The organism is Lacimicrobium alkaliphilum (assembly GCF_002591895.1).
Lineage (GTDB): Bacteria > Pseudomonadota > Gammaproteobacteria > Enterobacterales > Alteromonadaceae > Lacimicrobium > Lacimicrobium alkaliphilum.
The window spans coordinates 156,006-177,167 of record NZ_NISX01000008.1 but is presented as its reverse complement, the minus strand read 5'-3'; the positions used below and the strand labels follow the sequence as shown (position 1 = coordinate 177,167).

At 52.4% G+C, this 21,162-nt stretch carries 16 protein-coding genes; 9 read left to right on the top strand and 7 right to left on the bottom strand.

Annotated elements, in window-relative coordinates:
• Positions 1–12: 12 nt before the first annotated feature.
• The 5 genes from CDA54_RS09810 to CDA54_RS09790 all read right to left on the bottom strand — a co-directional run bounded on the left by CDA54_RS09810 (position 13) and on the right by CDA54_RS09790 (position 5,162).
• Positions 13–909, bottom strand: coding sequence for a 2-dehydro-3-deoxygalactonokinase (locus CDA54_RS09810; protein ID WP_099034821.1), 897 nt, complete (start codon positions 907–909; stop codon positions 13–15).
• Positions 909–1,670 carry an SDR family NAD(P)-dependent oxidoreductase gene (locus CDA54_RS09805; protein WP_218962394.1) on the bottom strand — a complete coding sequence of 254 codons (762 nt, stop codon included), beginning with the start codon at positions 1,668–1,670 and terminating at the stop codon, positions 909–911. The genes CDA54_RS09810 and CDA54_RS09805 overlap by 1 nt, the downstream gene beginning before the upstream one ends.
• 221 nt (positions 1,671–1,891) lie before the next feature.
• Complete coding sequence (locus tag CDA54_RS09800; protein ID WP_099034820.1) at positions 1,892–2,599, bottom strand: FadR/GntR family transcriptional regulator; 708 nt, start codon at positions 2,597–2,599, stop codon at positions 1,892–1,894.
• 79 nt (positions 2,600–2,678) lie between these two features.
• Positions 2,679–3,593 (bottom strand): SMP-30/gluconolactonase/LRE family protein, encoded by a 915-nt coding sequence (locus tag CDA54_RS09795; RefSeq protein WP_099034819.1) that lies wholly within the window; start codon positions 3,591–3,593, stop codon positions 2,679–2,681.
• 3 nt (positions 3,594–3,596) lie between these two features.
• On the bottom strand, positions 3,597–5,162 hold the full coding sequence (locus tag CDA54_RS09790) for a sodium/sugar symporter (protein ID WP_099034818.1): 1,566 nt from the start codon (positions 5,160–5,162) through the stop codon (positions 3,597–3,599).
• Positions 5,163–5,373: 211 nt separating this feature from the next.
• Between CDA54_RS09790 and lacZ the strand changes: the two genes are divergently transcribed.
• From lacZ to CDA54_RS09770, 4 genes are all read left to right on the top strand, one after another.
• Entirely contained in the window at positions 5,374–8,568 is a 3,195-nt protein-coding gene (lacZ, locus tag CDA54_RS09785; protein ID WP_099034817.1) for a beta-galactosidase, LacZ type, read from the top strand.
• Positions 8,561–10,864, top strand: coding sequence for an aminotransferase class III-fold pyridoxal phosphate-dependent enzyme (locus tag CDA54_RS09780; RefSeq protein ID WP_229748086.1), 2,304 nt, complete (start codon positions 8,561–8,563; stop codon positions 10,862–10,864). The genes lacZ and CDA54_RS09780 overlap by 8 nt, the downstream gene beginning before the upstream one ends.
• A 10-nt stretch (positions 10,865–10,874) precedes the next feature.
• Positions 10,875–12,404 (top strand): L-piperidine-6-carboxylate dehydrogenase, encoded by a 1,530-nt coding sequence (amaB, locus tag CDA54_RS09775; protein WP_099034816.1) that lies wholly within the window; start codon positions 10,875–10,877, stop codon positions 12,402–12,404.
• A gap of 129 nt (positions 12,405–12,533) precedes the next feature.
• On the top strand, positions 12,534–13,724 hold the full coding sequence (locus CDA54_RS09770; protein ID WP_099034815.1) for a CaiB/BaiF CoA transferase family protein: 1,191 nt from the start codon (positions 12,534–12,536) through the stop codon (positions 13,722–13,724).
• Here CDA54_RS09770 and CDA54_RS09765 read toward each other — a convergent pair.
• Positions 13,721–14,656, bottom strand: coding sequence for a LysR family transcriptional regulator (locus CDA54_RS09765; RefSeq protein ID WP_099034814.1), 936 nt, complete (start codon positions 14,654–14,656; stop codon positions 13,721–13,723). The two genes, CDA54_RS09770 and CDA54_RS09765, sit on opposite strands and share 4 nt — an antisense overlap.
• A gap of 86 nt (positions 14,657–14,742) precedes the next feature.
• On the opposite strand from CDA54_RS09765, the gene CDA54_RS09760 reads away from it, so the two are divergent.
• From CDA54_RS09760 to CDA54_RS09740, 5 genes are all read left to right on the top strand, one after another.
• Complete coding sequence (locus tag CDA54_RS09760) at positions 14,743–15,975, top strand: acyl-CoA dehydrogenase family protein (RefSeq protein ID WP_099034813.1); 1,233 nt, start codon at positions 14,743–14,745, stop codon at positions 15,973–15,975.
• Positions 15,972–17,045, top strand: a complete 1,074-nt coding sequence (locus CDA54_RS09755; protein ID WP_099034812.1) for a phosphotransferase family protein — start codon at positions 15,972–15,974, stop codon at positions 17,043–17,045. Before CDA54_RS09760 ends, CDA54_RS09755 begins: the two co-directional genes overlap by 4 nt.
• On the top strand, positions 17,045–17,761 hold the full coding sequence (locus CDA54_RS09750) for a histidine phosphatase family protein (RefSeq protein WP_099034811.1): 717 nt from the start codon (positions 17,045–17,047) through the stop codon (positions 17,759–17,761). Before CDA54_RS09755 ends, CDA54_RS09750 begins: the two co-directional genes overlap by 1 nt.
• A gap of 14 nt (positions 17,762–17,775) precedes the next feature.
• Positions 17,776–18,525, top strand: a complete 750-nt coding sequence (locus tag CDA54_RS09745; protein ID WP_099034810.1) for an SDR family oxidoreductase — start codon at positions 17,776–17,778, stop codon at positions 18,523–18,525.
• A 178-nt stretch (positions 18,526–18,703) separates the two neighbouring features.
• Positions 18,704–19,510, top strand: a complete 807-nt coding sequence (locus CDA54_RS09740) for an SDR family oxidoreductase (protein ID WP_099034809.1) — start codon at positions 18,704–18,706, stop codon at positions 19,508–19,510.
• Positions 19,511–20,105: 595 nt separating this feature from the next.
• Here the strand turns inward: CDA54_RS09740 and CDA54_RS09735 are convergent.
• Complete coding sequence (locus CDA54_RS09735) at positions 20,106–21,161, bottom strand: PepSY-associated TM helix domain-containing protein (RefSeq protein WP_099034808.1); 1,056 nt, start codon at positions 21,159–21,161, stop codon at positions 20,106–20,108.
• Position 21,162: the final 1 nt, after the last annotated feature.

Below are 21,162 nucleotides of genomic sequence, written 5' to 3'. Positions count from 1 at the left end.
ATATCGTTCCCTTTATACTCTGAGGGTTTCAGAAAAAAGCGGATCCATACCGGCCAGTACAGCTTGCCCGGCACTGAATAGTCGGCCTGGATAATCAAAAAAGGTCAGTGCGCGCTGGTACCACTGGCAAAGTGCAGGATCCCCCACCAGGTTAATCTGAGTGCCACAGGGCAGTGCTGCGCTGGCACTGAGAATTTCACTGGCAATGATACTCGCTGACAGATAGCTGCTGACTTGCCCTTCCGCCATTTGGCCGGTTACTGCCATTGCCCGGGGTGTAAACAGCTGGTTCAGCAAAGCCGGATTTGCCCGCGTATGCTCTAAGCCAAGTTCAAAGGCATCAGCATCAATCACGTCGTCATTGCACAGGCTGGCCAGTGAACTGTGTTTGCGCATCAGCGTGTACAACTCGCCGCTCATGTAAGTGGAAAACTGAACGATCTGATGCTGTTTAAGCCGGGCCCATTTACTGTGGGTTCCGGGCAGACAGAAAATCCCTTCCGCCATCCCGCCAAGTCGCGCCGCACCGAAGATCTGTAGCTCTTCACCTCGCATCACATCGGGTACGCCGGATGTTGTAATTGTCCTGACTCCCGGGACAATGGCGCAGGGAAAGGGCAAGCTGTGTCCGGGCGATACCAACTGCTCAGCCAGATCGTTCAGGGTTGCAGGGCAGGAGACATAAGGGGCCTCGTGCCAGCCATTCTGACTGCCGGCCATACCGCCTGTCAGCAGCAATGCCGTGCCCTCGAACCAGTGCCCGCAGTTTTTCTGCACAGTGGGTTCGAATTCATCTCTTGTCAGTCTGAGTGCACCTTCATCGGTGTTACATGTTTCCAGCAGCTTGCCATTATCGAGCAGATACGCCCGGAATGAACTCGACCCCCAGTCAATGGCAATGCACTGCATCAGGCCCGCCCACCATCTACAATCAGGCTCTGACCACTGATCATGCGAGAGGCATCAGAGGCCAGAAACAAGGCCGCCGCCGCGACATCCTGCTCGCTGATGGTTGATTTGATGGCCTGTTCTTTAAGACAGTCGTTAACGGCGTCTTGTGTTGCCCACAGCTTTTTCTGACGTTCGGTCATAACCCAGCCCGGGATCAGGCTGTTCACCCGAATGGCATCTGTACCCAACTCGCGAGCCAGGGTTTTGCTCAATCCGATAATTGCCGACTTGGCGGCTACATAGGCCGGGTAACCAGTCAGCCCCAGCAGTGCAGAGTTGGAGCCCATATTGATAATGCTGCCCCCTTGTTGCTTAAGCCAGGGTAAAGCGGCCTGTGCGGTAAAAAAGTGTGGTCTGAGGTTTACAGACTGCAACAGATCCCATTGCTGTGGCGTCAGTTCCTGCAGGCGGTGACGGCTGTCAGAGGCGGCGTTGTTGATCAAAATATGCAGACCGTTGTGCAGCTCAGCCGCTTCAGCGATCAAGCGTTGCAATTGCTCTACCTGAGTCACATCGCATGGCCTGAACTGGCAGCGTCGGGCTTGTTCGGTGGTGAGTCTGTCAAGCAGTGACTCTGCAGCATCTGTCTGATTGTCTACGAAGGTGACCTGACATCCCTGTTCGAGAAACGCTTCCACCATGGTTGCACCAATGCCTGATCCACCTCCGGTAATAAAGGCATGCTTTTGCTTAAGGTCGGCGTATTGTCCGGGCATCATATGCTTGTTTCTCCTGTTTAACTGCAAAGATCTATCGCCGCTAGCTTACAATGTTACTATTTATAGTATAAATAAACTTAGGCAAGATCAATCCCTGAGTTGCATCAGGGGAAGGATTTATTCCAATGGGTTGTAAAGGGGTTGCCCGGGTGCAGCTATGCAGTGACCCGAACGAGAGCGTGTTGTTCTTTGCTGTATGAATTTTGTTCTAACTAAACGCTCTAGTTTTCGAGTCGGTTCTCGATCAACAGCAGGGCCTCAGCTTCCATAATATAAGAGGTTTTATGGGCCAGCTCCCGGTTGCCCGCAGCAATCGCATCGAAAATTTTGCGGTGTTCCACATAGCTGGCGGTATCTACACCTTTAAACTTGTTGGTAAAACGTATGCTTACTCTCAGAGCGGTTTCAATAAAGCTGCGTAACTGCACAAAAAAGGGATTCTTGCTGGCCCTGAGTATGGCAGAGTGAAAATCGATATCGGCCTGCAGTGAATCTTCCCAGCCATCTTCGGCAGCTTTCATGCGGTTGAGCGCCTCTTCGATGGCAGAAATATCCTCTGGTTGCGCATACTTTGCAGCCAGAGAGGCCGCCTCGGGCTCAATGGCCAGACGCAACTGAAGAAAGTCTCTTAACATTTCCAGGCTGGGTACACTGTTTAATATCCAGTCCAATACATCCGGATCAAAAAGGTTCCAGTGTTCATGGCTCTGCACTGTAATGCCTTTGCGGGGACGGGAGATGATCAGGCCTTTCGCCGCGAGCATTTTTACCGCTTCTCTGGTGGCGGTGCGGCTGATGTCATATTTTGTGCAAATCTCTGCCTCAGTAGGTAATCCCTGCCCTACAGAAAAGTCTCCGCAAATAATTGCCTTGCCAAGCTCACGCACAAGCTGGTGAGTTAAGTTGCTATTGGCAGTTTGCTGTAACATATGGAAAGCCTTATCCTGAATGATCGTTGTGTCAGTGGAGCCGTATCATCGACTCTATCGGAACATCATACAAATATGATTAAGAAAACAACAGGTTTCCGATCTGAAATCTTGGTTCTGGTAAGCCTCTCTCTTCAATTCTGAAGATAAACAGGTTACCTGCCTTTGGTTGATCCTGCCTTTGTGAACGGGTTAACCCGTCATGGGCAGTGGTGACAAATAGTAACCTGTCATTATGGCCCCCCAGAGCGACACAGGTAGGCTGGCTGACCGGCATCGGAATTCTGAAGTCTTCCTGCCCGTCTGGCGTATACCTCACCACGCAGTGGCCTCCCCAATGGGCGCTCCACAGGCCACCTTTTGCATCAACGGTAGCGCCATCCGGTGAATGGCCTTCGCTCGCGCTGGCCCAGACCTCTCCCTTACTAAGTCGCCCTGTTCTACTTTCGAAGGCAAAACGTTTTATCTCCCCGGAGGGCGAATCAGCATGGTACAGCCATTGGCTACAGGGGCTCCAGCTCAGGCCATTGGATATTTGCAGCCCATCGAGCACCCTGTCCACGTCGCCGTTATGGTTGACCCGATAGAGACCGGCATTACTTTGTGGCGGGTTGCGTGTGGCGTCCTCTGTCATGGAGCCCACCCAGAATCGTCCCTGGCGATCTACCCGCCCATCATTAAAGCGATTACCCGGCAGGTGCAGCTCTGGCTCTGCCAGTTTCAGTATTTCACCGCTGAGGGGATTGTACAGGGCGATGCTGTGAACGAAGGCGACGATCAACCAGTCCGTCTCTGTGGTCAAACCCAGGCTGGCAATGCCAGAAGGAGGTTGCCAGCGTGTCAGGTTGTCGCTGTTGAGTTGGTAGCGAAACAGCTCTGTGCCTTTAATATCTGTCCACCAGAGGCAGTCGGTACGGTCGTCATAGACCACGCTTTCCCCCAGTATATTGGCCACCGGAAGCACCTTGATGGGTAACAGTTTGTTTAACCTCATCTGTTACCACCAGGTCAGATAAAGCGCTGCCAGTATGGCAATTACACCTATGGCGGCCAGATTATAGGAGCCTGAGGTGTCAAAGTTGACGTCTTTTAATAAGGGCGCCGATGACCGGGTATTCGCCGGAGTGACTCTGGATACCAGCACCGCCAGGATCAGACAGGCAAGAAACACCACACCCACTCTGTCAATAAAGGGCAGCTCAGGGAACACCAGTTTCAGACCCAGGGAGAATACCGCGGAACCAATCGCCGCCGCCATCGCCCCTTTAGGGGTGGTATGTTTCCAGAACATGCCGAGCAGAAACAGCACAACAATGCCGGGAGTGAAGAAGCCGGTGAACTCCTGAATATACTGGAAGGCCTGATCAAGCTGACCGAGTAAGGGTCTGGCACAAACTACGGCCAGTATCATGGCAGAGATACTGGCGATCCTGCCGGTGGCGAGGTAGTGCTTTTCACTTTTTTCAGGTTTGTAATGACGATATATATCCATGGTGAAGATAGTTGAAATACTGTTTGCCATGGAGCCTAAAGAGGACACAATCGCCGCCACCAGCGCGGCGAATACAAAGCCCTTTATTCCCTCGGGCATCATATTCAGCAACATCGGATAGGCCTTGTCAGCCGGTTCCAGATCAGAGTTGATGACGAAGGCGGCAATGCCGGGTACAACTACGATCAACGGCATCAGCAATTTCAGAAACGCCGCAAATACGATTCCTTTCTGAGCTTCGCCGAGGCTTTTTGCGGCCAGGGTACGCTGGATAATATATTGATTAAAACCCCAGTAAGAAAGGTTCATAATCCACATACCGCCGATTAACACCGAGATGCCGGGCAGACTCATATAATGTTCGTTGTCGGGGCTGAGGATCATATCGAATTTTTCCGGCGCCCTTTCTAACAGCGTTGAGAAGCCGGCGAAGACACCGCCACCATTGCCCAGCATATCCAGAGACAGGTAGGTGAGCATCATGCCGCCGCTGACCAATACCACCACCTGAATGATATCGGTGTAGGCAACGGCCTTCAGCCCGCCATATAGAGAGTAAGTGAGTGACAGCAGAGCCAGAAATACCAGGCCAGTCTGCATATCGATGCCGGTAATGGTGTTAATCGCCAGGGCACCAAGCCAGAGGATGGAGGTCAGATTGACAAACACATACACACCAAGCCAGAAAATGGCTAATACCAGGCGGACTTCATGGCCATAGCGCTGCTCCAGAAACTGCGGCATAGTGTAGATTCGGTGCTTAAGAAAAATAGGCAGGAAATACTTACCAACGATAATAAGGGTCAGCGCCGCCATCCACTCATAGGACGCGATTGCCAGGCCAATGGCATAACCTGACCCTGACATACCGATAATCTGTTCGGCAGAGATATTGGCGGCAATCAGTGACGCACCAATAGCCCACCAGGGAAGACTGTTACCGGCAAGAAAATAATCCTGGGTGTTTTTCTGATGTCCGGCCTTTTCTCTGGAAACCCACAAGGCGATCGCTACAAGCGCGACGACATAGATACTGAATAAGATGATATCTGTGTTGGATAAAGACGACATTGGCAAATAAAAACCTTATTAACAATGATGTTACACTTAATATAATATTTATATTATAAGTTTACAATGCTTTGTTCCGATGCTCCGGCCAGCAGTTTATATCAATCGGATGTAAACGGTCAGATTGTCACATACAGGGGTTGTCATGGTTAATATCCTGTTATAAAGTCTATTTATATTATAAATAGGATTAATTAAAGTTGAGGTTAATGTGAGTATCCGGCTTTGTTTTTTAGTTCTTTGTTTTATCAGTTTTTCCAGCATAGCCGATGGTCGTGCTCCCTGGGAAGATCATCAGGTCTTTGCCATCAATAAAGAAGATCCCCGTTCCAGCTCGTTTTCCTATGCAACACAAGCAGAAGCGCTGGTGGACGACTACAGCAACAGTAACAGATACCTGTCTCTTAATGGCTTGTGGGAATTCAACTGGCAGCGACGCTTTGCTGATGCGCCGGATAATTTTCACCAGTCAGATTTTGATGCCAGCGCCTGGGGGCAAATAAACGTGCCCGGAAACTGGGAAGTAGAGGGCTACGGCTACCCGATTTATCTGGATGAGCGCTATCCCTTTGACACCACCTGGCCAGATGTACCAAAGGAATATAATCCTATTGGCTCCTATCGGAAAACCTTCTCACTGCCAGAACACTGGCACGACAAGCAGGTGTTTTTACATGTGGGCGCAGCACGTTCATCACTGGAAGTCTGGGTCAACGGCCACCGCGTAGGTTTCAGCCAGGGCGCCAAAACACCCGCAGAGTTTGATCTGAGTCCGTATGTTAAGGCCGGCGAGAACCTTATTGCCATGCAAATCAGACGCTGGACCGACGCCAGTTACCTGGAAAGTCAGGATATGCTGCGCATGTCGGGTATCGAACGTGATGTCTATCTGTATGCCACACCTAAGCAGCGGATTTTCGATTTCCACGCCAGACCAGAGCTTGACCAGAGCCTGACAAAAGCGACATTGGCGTTGGATCTGGAGTTAAGAAATTATGCCCGCGAAGCACAGCAGGCACTAACAGTGCAGGCCCGGCTACTGGACCCGCGCAACGGCATGAAACCGGTTTTCGAGCAGCAAAAAGAACTCAGTCTTAAGGCAGCCGGCAAGCAACATCTTCAGTTTGAGCAGCATCTTGAAAAGCCGCGCTTGTGGAGTGCTGAAACGCCTGAGTTGTACACCCTGGTACTGAACCTCTATGACGGCAATGGCAGATTGCTGGAGAGCCTGCGTGACGACATTGGTTTTCGCCGTATAGAGATTGCAGGCGGGCAGCTTAAGGTCAACGGCAAGGCCATTTATATTCGCGGGGTCAATCGCCACGAAACATCCCCTGACAGGGGGCATGTGGTGACGCGTGAGTCCATGTTGCATGATATCCGGTTAATGAAGGCGCACAATATTAATGCGGTGCGCTCCAGTCACTACCCTAATGATCCCCACTGGTATGATTTGACCGACAAATACGGCCTGTATGTGGTGGATGAGGCCAACATTGAGTCTCACCCTCTGGCGATCAGCGAGCAGACGCAACTGGGGAATGAAATGAGCTGGCTGCCTGCGCATATTGAGCGCACCCGGCGCATGTTTGAACGGGATAAAAATCATCCGTCGATTATTATCTGGTCTCTGGGCAATGAAGCCGGTAAAGGGAAAATCTTTGAAGCCACCTACCGCTGGCTCAAAGAGGCTGATGGCAGCCGTCCGGTTCAGTATGAACCCGCAGGCACCGCTGACTACACGGATATTTTTGCGCCCATGTACCCGAGTATTGAACGCCTCTCTGAATATGCCCGTCAGCACAGTGACCGCCCGGGGATTATGATCGAGTATGCTCATGCCATGGGCAACTCCGTGGGTAATCTGCAGGATTACTGGGATCTGATTGAGCAGGAAAAGGTTCTTCAGGGCGGGTTTATCTGGGACTGGGTTGATCAGTCTTTAAGGTATACCAATGAGCATGGTCAGTCTTACTGGGCCTACGGTAAGGATTTCCATCCGGATTTACCCAGCGACGGTAACTTTCTCAACAACGGCCTGGTGAATCCGGATCGAGAGCCCCATCCACATTTATATGAAGTGAAAAAGGTCTATCAACCGATCAAATTCAGCGCTGTAGACGCAGCCGGTGGAGAATTTGAGATCCACAACACCTTCAGGTTCATTGATCTGTCAGCCTATGATCTGAACTGGCGCATAGAGGCCGATGGCGAGCTGGTCTCTCAGGGACATCAGGCCATGCCTGCAGTGGCCCCAGAGAGCAAAAAGCGGGTGCAACTGAAGTTGCCGGCACTACCGAAAACCAGTAATAAAGAATATTTTCTCACACTTCGTGCGCTGTTGCGCCACCCTCAGCCGCTGCTGGAAGCGGGTCATGAGGTGGCGTTTGAGCAATTCAGCTTACCGGTTACACAACAATCTGTACTGATTAAAGCATCAGGCAACTCCCTGGCAGTCACTCGCGAGCAACAGAATCTGCGCCTGACTAACGACAGGTTAAGCCTGCTCATTGATGGCAACACAGGCTGGTTATCCAGCTACCGATATCAGGGCAAAGAACTGCTGAAATCGCCAATGATCCCCAATTTCTGGCGCGCACCCACAGATAACGATCTGGGTAATGGCATGCCCGAGTGGGCCGCAGTATGGCGAAATGCGGGGCGGAATCTGAGTCTGAAAAAGCTCGATACTACCGATGCAGGAACAGGCGTTCAGGTTAGTGCTGTTTTTGACAGCGCTGATTTCGACGGCCAGTACCGGCTCGATTATCTGGTTTCACCCTCAGGTCGCGTCCAGGTGAGCAGTGAACTGGAGTTGGCTGAGGGTCAGCAACTGCCGAAAATGCCTAAGTTTGGTATGCAACTGGTGATTCCCGGGGCTTATCCGTATATCAGCTGGTTTGGCCGGGGCCCCCATGAGAGCTATGCGGATCGCCAGCACTCTGCGGCAATAGGTAAGTATCATCGCCATGTGACCGAACAGGTACATGCTTATATTCGCCCCCAGGAAAACGCTAATAAAACCGACGTAAGATGGTTAGCGGCCCGGGATGCACAAGGAAACGGGCTGCTCGCTGTGGGTGAGACGCCCTTATCTGCCAGTGCCTGGCCCTATTTGCAACAGGATATCGATTTCTTCGCCGGCGACAGTGAAACTTCTGCTTCGGGTCTGGTGCCGGTCACCAGTAAACACGCCGTTGATGTTCCTGTCCGGGATCTGATTACCCTGAATCTGGATCACCGGCAAATGGGTGTGGGCGGCGACACATCCTGGGGGCGACCGGTGCATGACAAATACTCGCTACCGGCACAAAGCTATCAATATCGCTTTACCCTGATTCCACTCTCAGCGGGGGAGGAGCCTGCCAAGCTTGCCCGCACCGCTGAGGAGACCAGCCGTGACTGAGGTTGAATTAGCCGATACGCTCGCGCGCCACTACGGCTTAACCGGGCAGTTGAAAACCCTGCCCGGTTATGAAGATCAGAACTATCTGCTGACCACCGACAGCAGTCGCTATGTGGTCAAAGTGTCGGCAGAAGCCGGGTTGTATCTGGATTTACAGAATCAGGCGATGACGCATCTTTATCAGCAGCGCCTTGCAGTGCCGCAGGTGTTAAAAAACCAGGATGGCGACATGCTCAGTGCTGTGCCCTCAGAAAGCGGGCCTGATCGCTGGTTAAGGGTACTGACCTACCTGGAGGGGAGTTTCTATGCCGATATAGACAGGTCTCAGCCCCGGCCTGCTCTGTGGCAGGATCTGGGCCGTTTTATGGGCACGCTGGATAGTGCTTTACAGAACTTCAGCCATGCCGGAGCGTGCCGACGACTGGACTGGGATCTGGCGCTGGGCCATGAAGTCTGCCTGCGCAAGATGGACTATTTATCCGCTTCTCAACAACGGCAAATCAGATCTTTTCTGCAAGCTTATCAACAATGGGTGCTCCCCAGACTGGGGGAACTGCCCAGGGGCGTTATCCATAATGATGCCAATGACTACAATCTGCTGGTTAACAACCTGGATGACCCTCAGGCGATAAGCGGACTGATCGATTTTGGCGACATGCTCGAAAGCCATCTGGTCAACGAGCTGGCGATTGCCTGTGCTTATGCAATATTGGATCAGGACGATGTCTGTGCAGTGATTCTCGCTGTGGTGCACGGCTATCACAGCCAGCGTCCGTTGGCGGTGGCCGAAGCCGACTGTTTGTTTTATCTGATTGGTCTGAGACTATGCGTGAGTCTGTGCAATTCGGCCAGAGCCATTGAGGAACAACCGGATAATCAGTATTTGCTGATCTCGGCGCGCCCTGCCTGGGGCGCCCTTGAAAAACTCGGCCGGGTCGGTGGCTTTGGCATGCAATGCAGAATCAGACAGGTTTGCGGTCTCGAAGCCCCACAGGGGCGCGACAAAGCCTCCATACAGGCCATGCGACAGCAGCACTTCAGCAAGACCCTGAGCCTGAGCTATCGCGAGCCGCTGAAAATTGTCAGGGGCCAGGGCGCCTATCTGTTTGATGAGCAGGGCCGGGATTATCTGGATATGGTCAACAATGTCTGTCATGTGGGCCACTGCCATCCTCATGTGGTCGCCGCGGGGCAAAGGCAAATGGCCAGTTTAAATACCAATACCCGCTATCTGCACGATAACCTGGTGGATTACGGGCAGCGTCTGCTGGCAACCTTTCCCGATCCTTTGTCTGTGTGCTTTTTTGTTAACTCCGGCAGTGAGGCTAACGAACTGGCGTTCAGGATGGCCCGCTGTGCTACCGGGCGGCGTGATTTACTGGTGGTTGATGGTGCCTATCATGGCAATACCAATGCCTGCATTGAGGCCAGTTCTTACAAGTTCGATGGACCTGGCGGTGAAGGTGCCGCTTCTCACATACATAAAGTGCCGTTGCCTTATCCCTATCGTGGCCTTTATCAGGGAGCGAACACGGCCTCAGCTTATGCTCAGGATCTCAGGGGAGTCGTTGAGGGCCTGGAATGGCGGAATACCCTCCCCGGTGCCTTTATCTGTGAATCGCTGCAGGGCGTAGCGGGCCAGATTGTGATGCCTGAAGGGTATCTGCAACAGGTATATAACACAGTGCGCAAAACCGGTGGGGTATGTATTGCCGACGAAGTGCAGGTGGGTTTCGGCAGGGTGGGGCAGAGCATGTGGGGCTTTCAGACCCAACAGGTGGTGCCTGATATTGTCACCCTTGGCAAGCCCATAGGCAACGGTCATCCCATGGCCGCTGTAGTTACCACCCCGGCCATTGCCGATGCCTTTGTTACGGGCATGGAATACTTCAATACCTTTGGTGGTAATCCGGTGTCCTGCGCCATTGGCATGGCGGTACTGGAGGTGTTGGAGCAGGAACAGCTGGTCTCCGGTGCACAGAAAACCGGCGACTATCTCAAACAGCATCTCGCGGCGCTGGCCAGAGAATATGCCTGTATCGGTGATATTCGTGGCATGGGGCTGTTTCTGGGGGTAGAGCTGGTATCCGATCCCAGTACAAAGTCTCCGGCCACTGCGCAAACCGCCTGGCTGATTGAGTTCTTTAAATCTCATCGTATTTTGCTCTCCAGTGAGGGGCCGGATGCCAATGTGCTTAAGATCAAGCCGCCAATGGTTTTTGGTCAGCGAGAAGCCGACCGCTTTCTGGACATTTTTAAACAGGGGTTGGCAACGATGCCGGCCTTAGCTAACTAAAGGGGGAACCATGGAGTTTCTGAAAAAACTAGGTATCAGCGCACAGAATGCCGGTGTCAGCACGGGAACCGGCTGGCTGGATAAAAGTGACAGCGCGCCCATTGCAATTCATTCTCCGGTAGATGGCAATCTGATCGCCAGGGTAACGCCTTGCTCAGAACAGCAGTATCATCAGGTGGCAGAGAAAGCACAAAGTGCATTTTTGCAGTGGCGCAGGGTTACCGCACCGCAACGTGGCGAGATTGTGCGTCAGATTGGTGAGGCATTGCGTGAATATAAGCAGCCACTGGGCGAACTGGTCTCTTATGAAATGGGCAAGTCGTTGCAGGAAGGCCTGGGTGAAGTGCAGGAAATGATCGACATCTGTGACTTCGCTGTGGGCCTTTCCCGCCAGTTATGTGGCTCAACCATGCATTCGGAGCGACCGCTTCATCGTATGTATGAGCAGTATCATCCAATGGGCGTGGTGGGCGTGATCTCTGCGTTCAATTTCCCTGTGGCAGTGTGGTCATGGAACACCATGATAGCCGCGGTATGTGGTGATGCGGTGATCTGGAAACCATCAGAGAAAACGCCGCTCACCGCCATTGCCTGCCAGAATATCGTGCAGCAGGTGCTGATCCGCAATCATCTCCCGGAAGGACTCCTGTCTATGGTTGTCGGCGGGCCGGAGATTGGCGAGCTGATGCTGGATGACAAGCGTCTGCCGCTGATGTCCGTTACCGGTTCTACCAAAGTCGGTCGTCATGCTGGCCAGAAAGTGGCGGCCCGTTTTGGCAAGAGCATCCTAGAGCTGGGTGGTAATAACGCGATTATTGTCACTGCCAATGCAGACCTTAAAGTTGCCGTGCCAGGCGTGGTGTTCGGTGCGGTCGGCACTGCAGGTCAGCGCTGTACCACCACCCGAAGAGTTATCGTGCATGAATCTGTTTACGATAAAGTAAAAGAATCCCTGGTCAGCGCCTATGGGAAACTACGCATCGGTGATCCGCTGGATGAAAACAATCATGTCGGGCCGCTGATCGACAAAGATTCAGTAAGCAATTTTGTTAATGCAATCAGTCGTGTCCGTGACGAAGGCGGTACGCTGCTGTGTGGTGGTGAAGTGTTACAGGGCCAGGGTTATGAATCCGGCTGTTATGTGACTCCGGCGATTGTCGAGGCGGAAAATCACTATGCTACGGTGCAGAGTGAGACCTTTGCTCCGCTGCTGTATCTGATTAAATATCGTGGCGACGTTGATGAGGCGATAGCCCTGCAAAATGGTGTGGCTCAGGGCTTGTCGTCGGCAATATTCAGTCTGGATATGCGTGAAGTGGAGAACTATCTGGCCCACTGGGGATCTGATTGTGGCATTTCGAATGTTAATATCGGCACCTCGGGTGCTGAAATCGGCGGTGCCTTTGGCGGTGAAAAGGAAACTGGCGGCGGCCGTGAATCCGGCTCTGACGCCTGGAAAGCCTATATGCGACGCCAGACCAATACCATTAATTACTCAGCTGAGTTGCCGCTGGCACAGGGGATTAAGTTCGATCTGTAGAGACCATTGATATTTTTTAAGTGATAACAAGGGGGCTTCGCCCCCTTTTTTGCATGCAAACAACCCTTTCCTTTCAGATCTCTTAACCCCTAGAATAACCGCTTATGTTGTTCGTTGCAGGAGTGGTCAATGGCAGGCCCGCTTAAAGGTATCAAGGTATTGGATCTCAGTCGTATTCTGGCCGGACCCTGGGCCACACAGGTGCTGGCCGATTACGGTGCCAGCGTGTGGAAAATAGAACGCCCGCAATGTGGTGATGATACCCGCCACTGGGGGCCCCCTTACTTAAAAGATGCACAAGGCCGGGAAACCGCAGAATCGGCTTATTATCTTGCTGCGAATCGCGGTAAACAGTCGGTTACGGTGGATATCACCACGGATGAAGGCCAGCAGGTGATCCGGGAGCTGGCTGCCAGGGCCGATGTGTTGGTGGAAAACTATAAAGTCGGTGGCCTTAAAAAATATGGCCTCGATTATGCCAGCCTGGGCAAAGTGAATCCAAAGCTGATTTATTGTTCCATTACCGGTTTTGGTCAGGACGGCCCTGATGCCACGCGCCCCGGTTATGATGCCATGATCCAGGCCATGGGCGGGCTGATGAGCATCACCGGCGAGCCCGACACGCTGCCAGGCGGCGGGCCGCAAAAAGCCGGAGTGGCGGTGGCCGATCTGATGACCGGTATGTACGGGGTGTCCGCTATTCTTGCAGCTTTGTATGAACGGGAGCAAAGCGGGCAGGGCCAGCATATTGATCTGGCGCTGCTGGACACTCAGGTCGCCTGGCTGGCGAATCAGGCCAGTAACTATCTGGTCAGTGGTGAGGTGCCGCAACGCATGGGCACTGCGCACCCTAACATTGTTCCTTATCAGTCACTGAAGGTAAAAGATGGTTTTATTTTGCTGGCAGTGGGCAATGATCAGCAGTTTCAGCGCTGTTGTACCGTGTTAGGTGATGCTGAGCTGGCCTTTGATAACAGATTCAGCACCAATGCCAGACGGGTACAACACCGTCTGAGCCTGATCCCCAGACTGGAAGCCTTGCTGTGCATGCAGCCATTGGATCACTGGCTGGCACAACTGGCCGAAGCCGGGGTGCCCTGCGGCCCTATTAATACCCTGGATAGGGTGTTTGCCGAGCCTCAGGTGCGCCATCGCCGGATGCAATTTGATCTGCCGCATCCCATAGCCGGTAAAGTGCCCATGGTGGCTAATCCGGTAAAATTCTCGCGCACCAAAGTTGAATACAATCAGGCGCCACCAACATTGGGCCAGCATACCGATGAGGTTCTGAACAGTCTGAAGGTCAAACCTGCGCGTTAGAGCGCGAGGGCCACTGCATGGGTGAGTTGTCTGAGCCAGCTCAGCGCCGGGTGATTGTCGGTATTTTTATGCCAATACTGATGAATGGCGATATCGGCAATGGTGACTGGCGCATTGCAAATGACGATGCCATCCTGATTCAGGGCTCCGGCAAGTTTGGCGGGCATGGTCAGTAGCAAATCAGACTGACGTACCACATTAATGGCGCTTCCATAACTCTGACAATGCAGGGCAATGCGGCGGTTTACACCTTGTTGGCGCAGAGCAATGTCTTCGATGGCGGGACCACTGGCGCGATGAGATACGCTGATATGGCGGGCTTGTGCATAGGCCTTCTTATTCAGCTTAGCGTACAGACTGTGCTCTTGGGCCATCACTACACAGAATCTGTCGCTGAGTAAGGGGCGGTGTAATACCGGTTCGCTGATTGGCAAAGACACATCAATGGCGATATCTACCGTTCCGCCGGCCAGCTGTCTTGCCATTTGTGAGCGCTCCAGAGCGTAACTGGCCAGCGATGTGCCCGGTGCCTGTGCGGCCAATGCTGCAGCCAGTGGTGGTAGTAGTAACTTCTCCAGCGCTTCATGGATACCGATACGAAAATAATTGACTGCCGTTTGCGGAGAAAACTGTTCACTCAGTTGCAGAATTTCACGCAGTTGCCCGAGGTTATTAATCAGAGCAGGTGCCAGGCTTTCACACAATGCTGTGGGCTGCATGACATTGCCCTGGCGTGTAAATAAGGGATCGGCCAGATGAGTACGCAGGCGCTTTATTGCATGGCTTACGGCAGACGGCGTCAGGTGAAGGCGCTGTGCCGCTCTGGACATATTGCGTTCCTGATACAGTGCCTCAAAGATCTTCAGCAGATTCAGATCCAGCTGCTGAAAAGGTGAACTGCTGTGAGTGGTTTTGCTATGAATACTGTTCATAATATCTCTGGAATATATTTCATTTTATTCAATAGTGAAAGGGCGCTAGGCTTCTTCAGGTCTGAAAAATGAATCCGGAGCACCCTATGGACTTCCAGCCATCACAGCGAAGTCAGCAGTATTTAACCCAACTGACAGACTTTATGCACCAGCATGTTCTGCCCATTGAGGCCGAGGTGATGGCCTTTCATCATCAGCAAAATAATCATGGTCAGTGGCAGCGATGGCAGTTGCATCCTGGTGTTGAATCTCTTAAGCAACAGGCTAAAGTGCAGGGGCTGTGGAATCTTTTTTTGCCCGATGACGAGCTCGGTCAGGGATTGAGCACACTCGAATATGCCCCCTTAGCCGAGCAAATGGGTCGCTCACCTATCGCCAGCGAGATTTTCAACTGCAATGCACCGGATACCGGCAATATGGAAGTGTTGTATCACTTTGGCAGTGCCGGGCAGCAGCAAAAATGGCTGACGCCCTTGCTGGAAGGCCGGATTCGCAGTGTGTTTTGTATGACCGAGCCGGATGTTGCCTCTTCTGATGCCACTAATATGCAGGCCAGTATCCACGAAGAAGGGGATGAACTTGTGCTTAACGGCCGCAAATGGTGGAGTACCGGCCTCGGCCACCCCGATGCCAAAGTGGCAATTTTTATGGGGTTGTCGAACCCGGAAGGTGAAAAACATGCTCGCCACTCCATGGTGCTGGTGGAACTGGACCGCCCGGGAGTGAATATTCAGCGCATGCTCAGTGCGTATGGTGAGTATGATGCGCCCTACGGGCATGGCGAGGTGATATTTGACCATGTCAGGGTGCCTGAACAGAATCTTATCCTCGGTATGGGTAAGGGCTTTGCGATAGCCCAGGGCCGGCTTGGCCCCGGTCGTATCCATCATTGTATGCGCGCCATTGGTGCCGCAGAGCGGGCACTGGAGCTGGGAATAGCACGAGCCACAGCGCGCCGGGCTTTTGGCCAGCCGCTTATAAATTTAGGGGCAAATAAAGCTCGTATTGCCGAGGTACGAATGGCCATCGATCAGGCCCGTTTACTGACCTTAAATGCTGCCTGGAAAATTGATGCGGTTGGCGTAAAACAGGCGATGACAGAAATCTCCGCCATTAAAGTCATCGCGCCACGGGTAATGGAACAAAGCGTGGATTTGGCGATTCAGTTGCACGGCGGCGCCGGTATGAGCGGCGATACGCCACTGGCAGCCATGATGGCGATGGCCAGAGCGCTGCGACTTGCTGATGGCCCTGATGAGGTCCATCAGGCCATGGTAGCCAGATTGGAGCTGGCAAAATATAAACAGGCGGCTAAATGAGCAGCAACATCACCGATCAGCCCGGCCAGGTAAGACAAGGCGAAGAGCTGGATCTGAATCGTCTTCTGCCCTGGGTTAACGAACAATTACCCCATTTAACCGGTACTCCACAGGTGCAGCAATACAGCGGTGGTGCGTCAAACTGGACCTATTGTTTATCCTTTGCTGAGCAGGATGTGATCCTGCGCCGGGCCCCGGCCGGTACTAAGGCTAAAGGCGCTCATGATATGGGCCGGGAATACCGCCTGCAAAAGGCACTTAAGCCGGTTTATCCTTATGTGCCGGATATGCTCGGATTCTGCTCAGACCCGGAGTTGATCGGCAGTGAGTTTTATCTGATGCAGCGCTGTGAAGGCATTATCCCCCGGCGTAATCTGCCGCGGGGCGTGAAGCTTAACCCTGCGCAGACCCGCGAGCTTTGCCTTAACGTGCTGGATGCCATGATAGCGCTGCACGAAGTTGATTATAAAACTGCCGGGCTGGATCAACTGGCTAAAGGCGAAGGTTATATTCAGCGTCAGATCAGTGGCTGGAACCAGCGCTATATGAATGCTAAAACCTGGAATGTGCCGGGAGCGGGTTATGTGCGTCGCTGGCTGGAGGATAATATGCCGGATAAGGAGCATATCTGTCTGACCCACAATGACTTTCGCTTTGATAATGTAGTGTTGGCCCCTGATGAGCCCACCCGGGTTACCGCCATTCTTGACTGGGAGCTGGCGACCCTGGGCGACCCGCTGATGGATCTCGGTAATACCCTGGCTTACTGGGTCGAAGCCGGTGACGATTTTCTTGCACAGCAGACCCGTCGTCAGCCCACCCATCTGCCCGGTATGTTAAATCGCCAGGAAGTGGTGGAGTACTATCTGGATAAAAGGTCGCTGTCGGTCAGTGATTTTACCTTTTATGAGGTTTACGGATTGTTTCGGTTAGCCGCTATCGCTCAGCAGATTTACTATCGCTATCACCATAAACAAACCCGGAATCCCGCTTTCAAACACTTTTGGGTGTTTGTGCATTACCTTATCTGGCGTTGCCGCCGCACCATCCGTCAGGGCAGGCCGGTCTGATGCAAAAAATCTATCTGTTGCGCCATGGTCAGGCCGGGTTTGATCAGGCTGACTATGATGCCTTATCTCCAACAGGTCGCCAGCAAGCATGGCGTTTGGGCCGGTTTTTCGCTGACAACGGAATTAGCTTTACTGCACAGCAGATTATCAGTGGCTCAATGCTGCGTCATCGGCAAACACTGCAAGCTTTATGGCAAGGGCTGAACCAACAACCTGTTGATCTGGCTGACCCCATAGACGACAGGATTGAGCAAAACGCTGACTGGAATGAATATGATCATCACAACGTCCTGGCGGCATTGAATCCGGAGTTTGCTAACCCTCAAGGGCTTAAAGCGTATCTGTTGCAACAGGCTGATCCTTCGGCTGCTTTTGCACAAACTTTCAGTCAGGCCATCAGCAAATGGACAAACTCAGAGCCTGGTAATGAATATATTGAGAGTTGGGAGGATTTTTGCGCCAGAGTCAAACGGGGCATCAGTGCCGCCACGGAGAAACCGCACAATAAACTGCTGGTGATTACCTCTGGTGGGCCCATCTCAGTTCTGGCGCAGCAGTTGCTGGGTGTTCCGGAAAAGCACTTTCTGAACATAAACTGGGTTCTGGCCAATTGTGGGGTAAGCCGTTTGCTTAACGGTCGTAACGGTTTAAGGCTGTCCAGTCTTAATGATTACACGGCTTTTGATGGGACCCCGGAACTGATTACCTACAAATAACAGGAAGCACAGCGATGTTGAGAAAAAATATTCTGATCACAGGGGCCAGTTCAGGGTTGGGCTGGGGCATGGCACTGGAGTTTGCCAGACAAGGCCGCAACCTCGCCCTTTGTGCCCGGCGTACCGACAGGCTGGAAAGTCTGAAACAGGAAATCGCTGCTATTGATCCAACAATTAAAGTCAGCCTCAAGGCACTGGATGTTAATGATCATGGGCAGGTTTTCGAAGTGTTTCACGCATTTAAACAGGAGTTTGGCACGCTGGACAGAATCATTATTAATGCGGGTATGGGTAAAGGTGCCTCGATCGGCACAGGTTATTTTGAAGCCAATAAGCAGACCGCTATGACGAACTTTGTCGCCGCGATTGCGCAATCTGAAGCCGCCATGGAAATCTTTCGGGAGCAGAATCATGGTCATCTGGTGGGTATGTCCTCCTTCAGTGCCATTCGGGGTTTTCGTCGTGCATTGACGGCCTACGCTGCTACCAAGGCCGGGCTGAGTACTTTGATGGAAGGGATTCGTGTGGATGTGCTCAATAAACCCATTGTCGTGTCCACCATCCATCCCGGTTTTATTCGCAGTGAAATTAATGAAAAAGTGGAAAAAGTGCCCTTTATCGTGGACAGGGAAACGGGGTGCCGGGCACTGGTCAAAGCCATCGAGAAAGAAAAGGCCAGTTGCTTTGTGCCGTCCTGGCCCTGGTCTTTTATGGCACCGCTGATAAAAATCGCACCGTTGAGTGTGATTAAAAGGTTCAGCTAGTGGAGGGTGTTAGCGCGGCACACGGATGCACTGTGATTTTGCATCCTTCGTGTTCCTTCGCGCTCTTCGTGGTTGGAAGACTTTGACCACGAAGGACACGAAGAGCACGAAGTATTCTGAAACAAGGTCAGGAGCCCGTTTCTGGATTAAAGCTGATGAAAACTACACAGGAGAGTCTATGCAGGATAAAAAACGACTGGTAATCACCGGCGGTGGCTCAGGTCTGGGTCGCGCACTGGCCCTGCGTTGGGCACAGCAGGGAGCCGCAATTTGTGTTACCGATAAGGACGCAGAATCCGCTGCCAGGGTAGCCGAAGAAGTCGTGCAAGCCGGTGGCGAAAGCTTCTGTGTTCAGGCCGATGTGACCTCAGAAGCCGACTGGTTGACGGTACTGGAGCAAGTGCAGCAGCACTGGGACGGTGCAGATTTGCTGATCAATAATGCCGGCGTGGCCACTGCCGGAGATTTCGAAACCGAAACCATGGAGCAGTGGCAGTGGATTCTGAATATCAATCTGCTGGGCGTCGTGCGTGGGTGCCAGACCTTTGCTCCGTTGTTTAAAAAGCAGGGGCAGGGTCAGATTATCAATATCTCTTCCCAGGCTGGTATTACTCATCTGCCCTCAATGGGCAGTTATAATGCCGTGAAAGCCGCAGTTATCGCCTTTTCTGAAACCCTGCGCATGGAGCTGGCCGCAGACAATATTCAGGTATCTGTGGTGTGTCCGTCATTTTTCAGAACCAATCTGGACCAATCAATGCGTACTGCGCAGCCTCACTTTAAAGTCAAAGTGGGTCGTTATTTTGACCGTGCAACCCTGAGCGCAGAACAGGTGGCAGACTATGTATATAAATCCGCGCAAACCGACGCTTTTATAGTGTTACCCCATAAAGAAGGCCGCAAAGCCTGGTATATGAAGCGTTTTCTGCCCAACCTGCGTTATATCAATATGATGCTGAAAATGACCCGGCGCAAAAAGCGCTAAAAAGAATAATTCACCACAGAGCCACAAAGGGCACGGAGCCTTGTAGGGCCCAATTTATTGGGCTAACTGAGGCCCGATAACGGTACTCGGGCATGACGGGCTGTCTTTCCCGCATGCTGTTGGCGGGAACCCAGTGTCTTTACCGAACGATTAATTTTTGAATCCTCTGCGCCTTAGCGCCTCTGCGAGATCAAAAAGAGAAAAGCCTGGGATCTCGCAGAGTCGCTGAGCACGCGGAGAACACGAAGATGGAAACTCTCCTGAATCTCTGCGTCTCCGCGGTAAAGATTACCTGCCGTACAGGTCGCTGGATGCCCAGCAACCTTTGAATTGTCAAAGTGCTGATTACTAATACTGTGCAATCAAAGGTGCTGGACAGGCCCGATAACGGTACTCGGGCATGACGGGCTGTCTTTCCCGCATGCTGTTGGCGGGAACCCAGTGCCTCTTTACTTACTAACCATCTCGCAAAGTCAGACGAGTTTTCAGCTATCAGCTACCAGCTTTCAGAACTGATAACTGACGACTTTCATGCTCAGCTATCAATTATCAGCTTGCGGCTCGCTGCCAATGGCTGGCTGAGACTTGTTACTGGTTATCTGGCTGTCTGGTAGGCGCGGCGTTTCAGGTAATAGGCAATGCCCGTTACCGGCAGGATTATCAGGGTCAGACCCGCCACAGTGCTGACTATCAGGTAAAATAAACCGCCTACTGCGGCTACATGCAGCGGATAGATAGTATGGGAAAGCCGATTTCCCTGTGCGGTCTGGCGGACACTTTCCAGCTCGATCAGATCACCGCTTTGGGGTGAAAACCCCAGGTAACTTCTGCCATTGGGATGCCATTCATCATCAAACTTCAGTCGCATTCTGTCTCTGGAGAGATAAACAAGACGTGGTGAGGCATCATCAAACAATGCCTTAGCTACGTTGAAGCGGTCCTGCCAGTCTGTTGCATAGGGTACAGGCGAAGGAATAACCGGTTGCGTCCCGCTTGCTGGCAGCAGGCTGACCAGCATCTTGTTGACCGGCTGAGAGTAGATGATGGCGCTACCGGTAGCGAGAATCACAAGAATAGGAATAGCCATCAGTGCCGCACTCACTTTATGCAGTTCGCTCAGAGTTTGCAGGCCTTTGCGGGTTTTCAGACTAAACCAGTGTACGGTGAAATGGCGCCGGGAAAATCCATGACGTGGCCACCAGCGAATAAGACCGGTTACTACCAGCAACACGCTGGCAAGGCCAAATATGCCGAGCAGATCTTTGCCGGTACCCCCTAACATCAGATCATGATGCAGTGAGACAAAGATATCAATCAGATCACCATGTCGCTCACGTTTTAACAGCATCCCCGAGTGACCAAAATACCAGTGTGTTTTATCCTGATCGACCACTTCCAGCCAGGGGGCGTTGTCCGTTGGCATATAGGCATAACCTTGGGTCAGTGGCGAGCTGAGCTGATCCAGCTGACGGGCAGCCTGAGCCTGGCTAACAGGCGTTTCCAGTTCGAGAGCAGGATAAGTAAGCTTCAGTAATGCCGGTTTGTAATACAGCACTGTGCCGGTCACCGCCATCAACAACACCCACAGGCTCAGCAGCAGGCCGAGCCAGGTGTGGGTGAACTGGTTTAAGCGCTTTAAGGTCTGGCGCAAT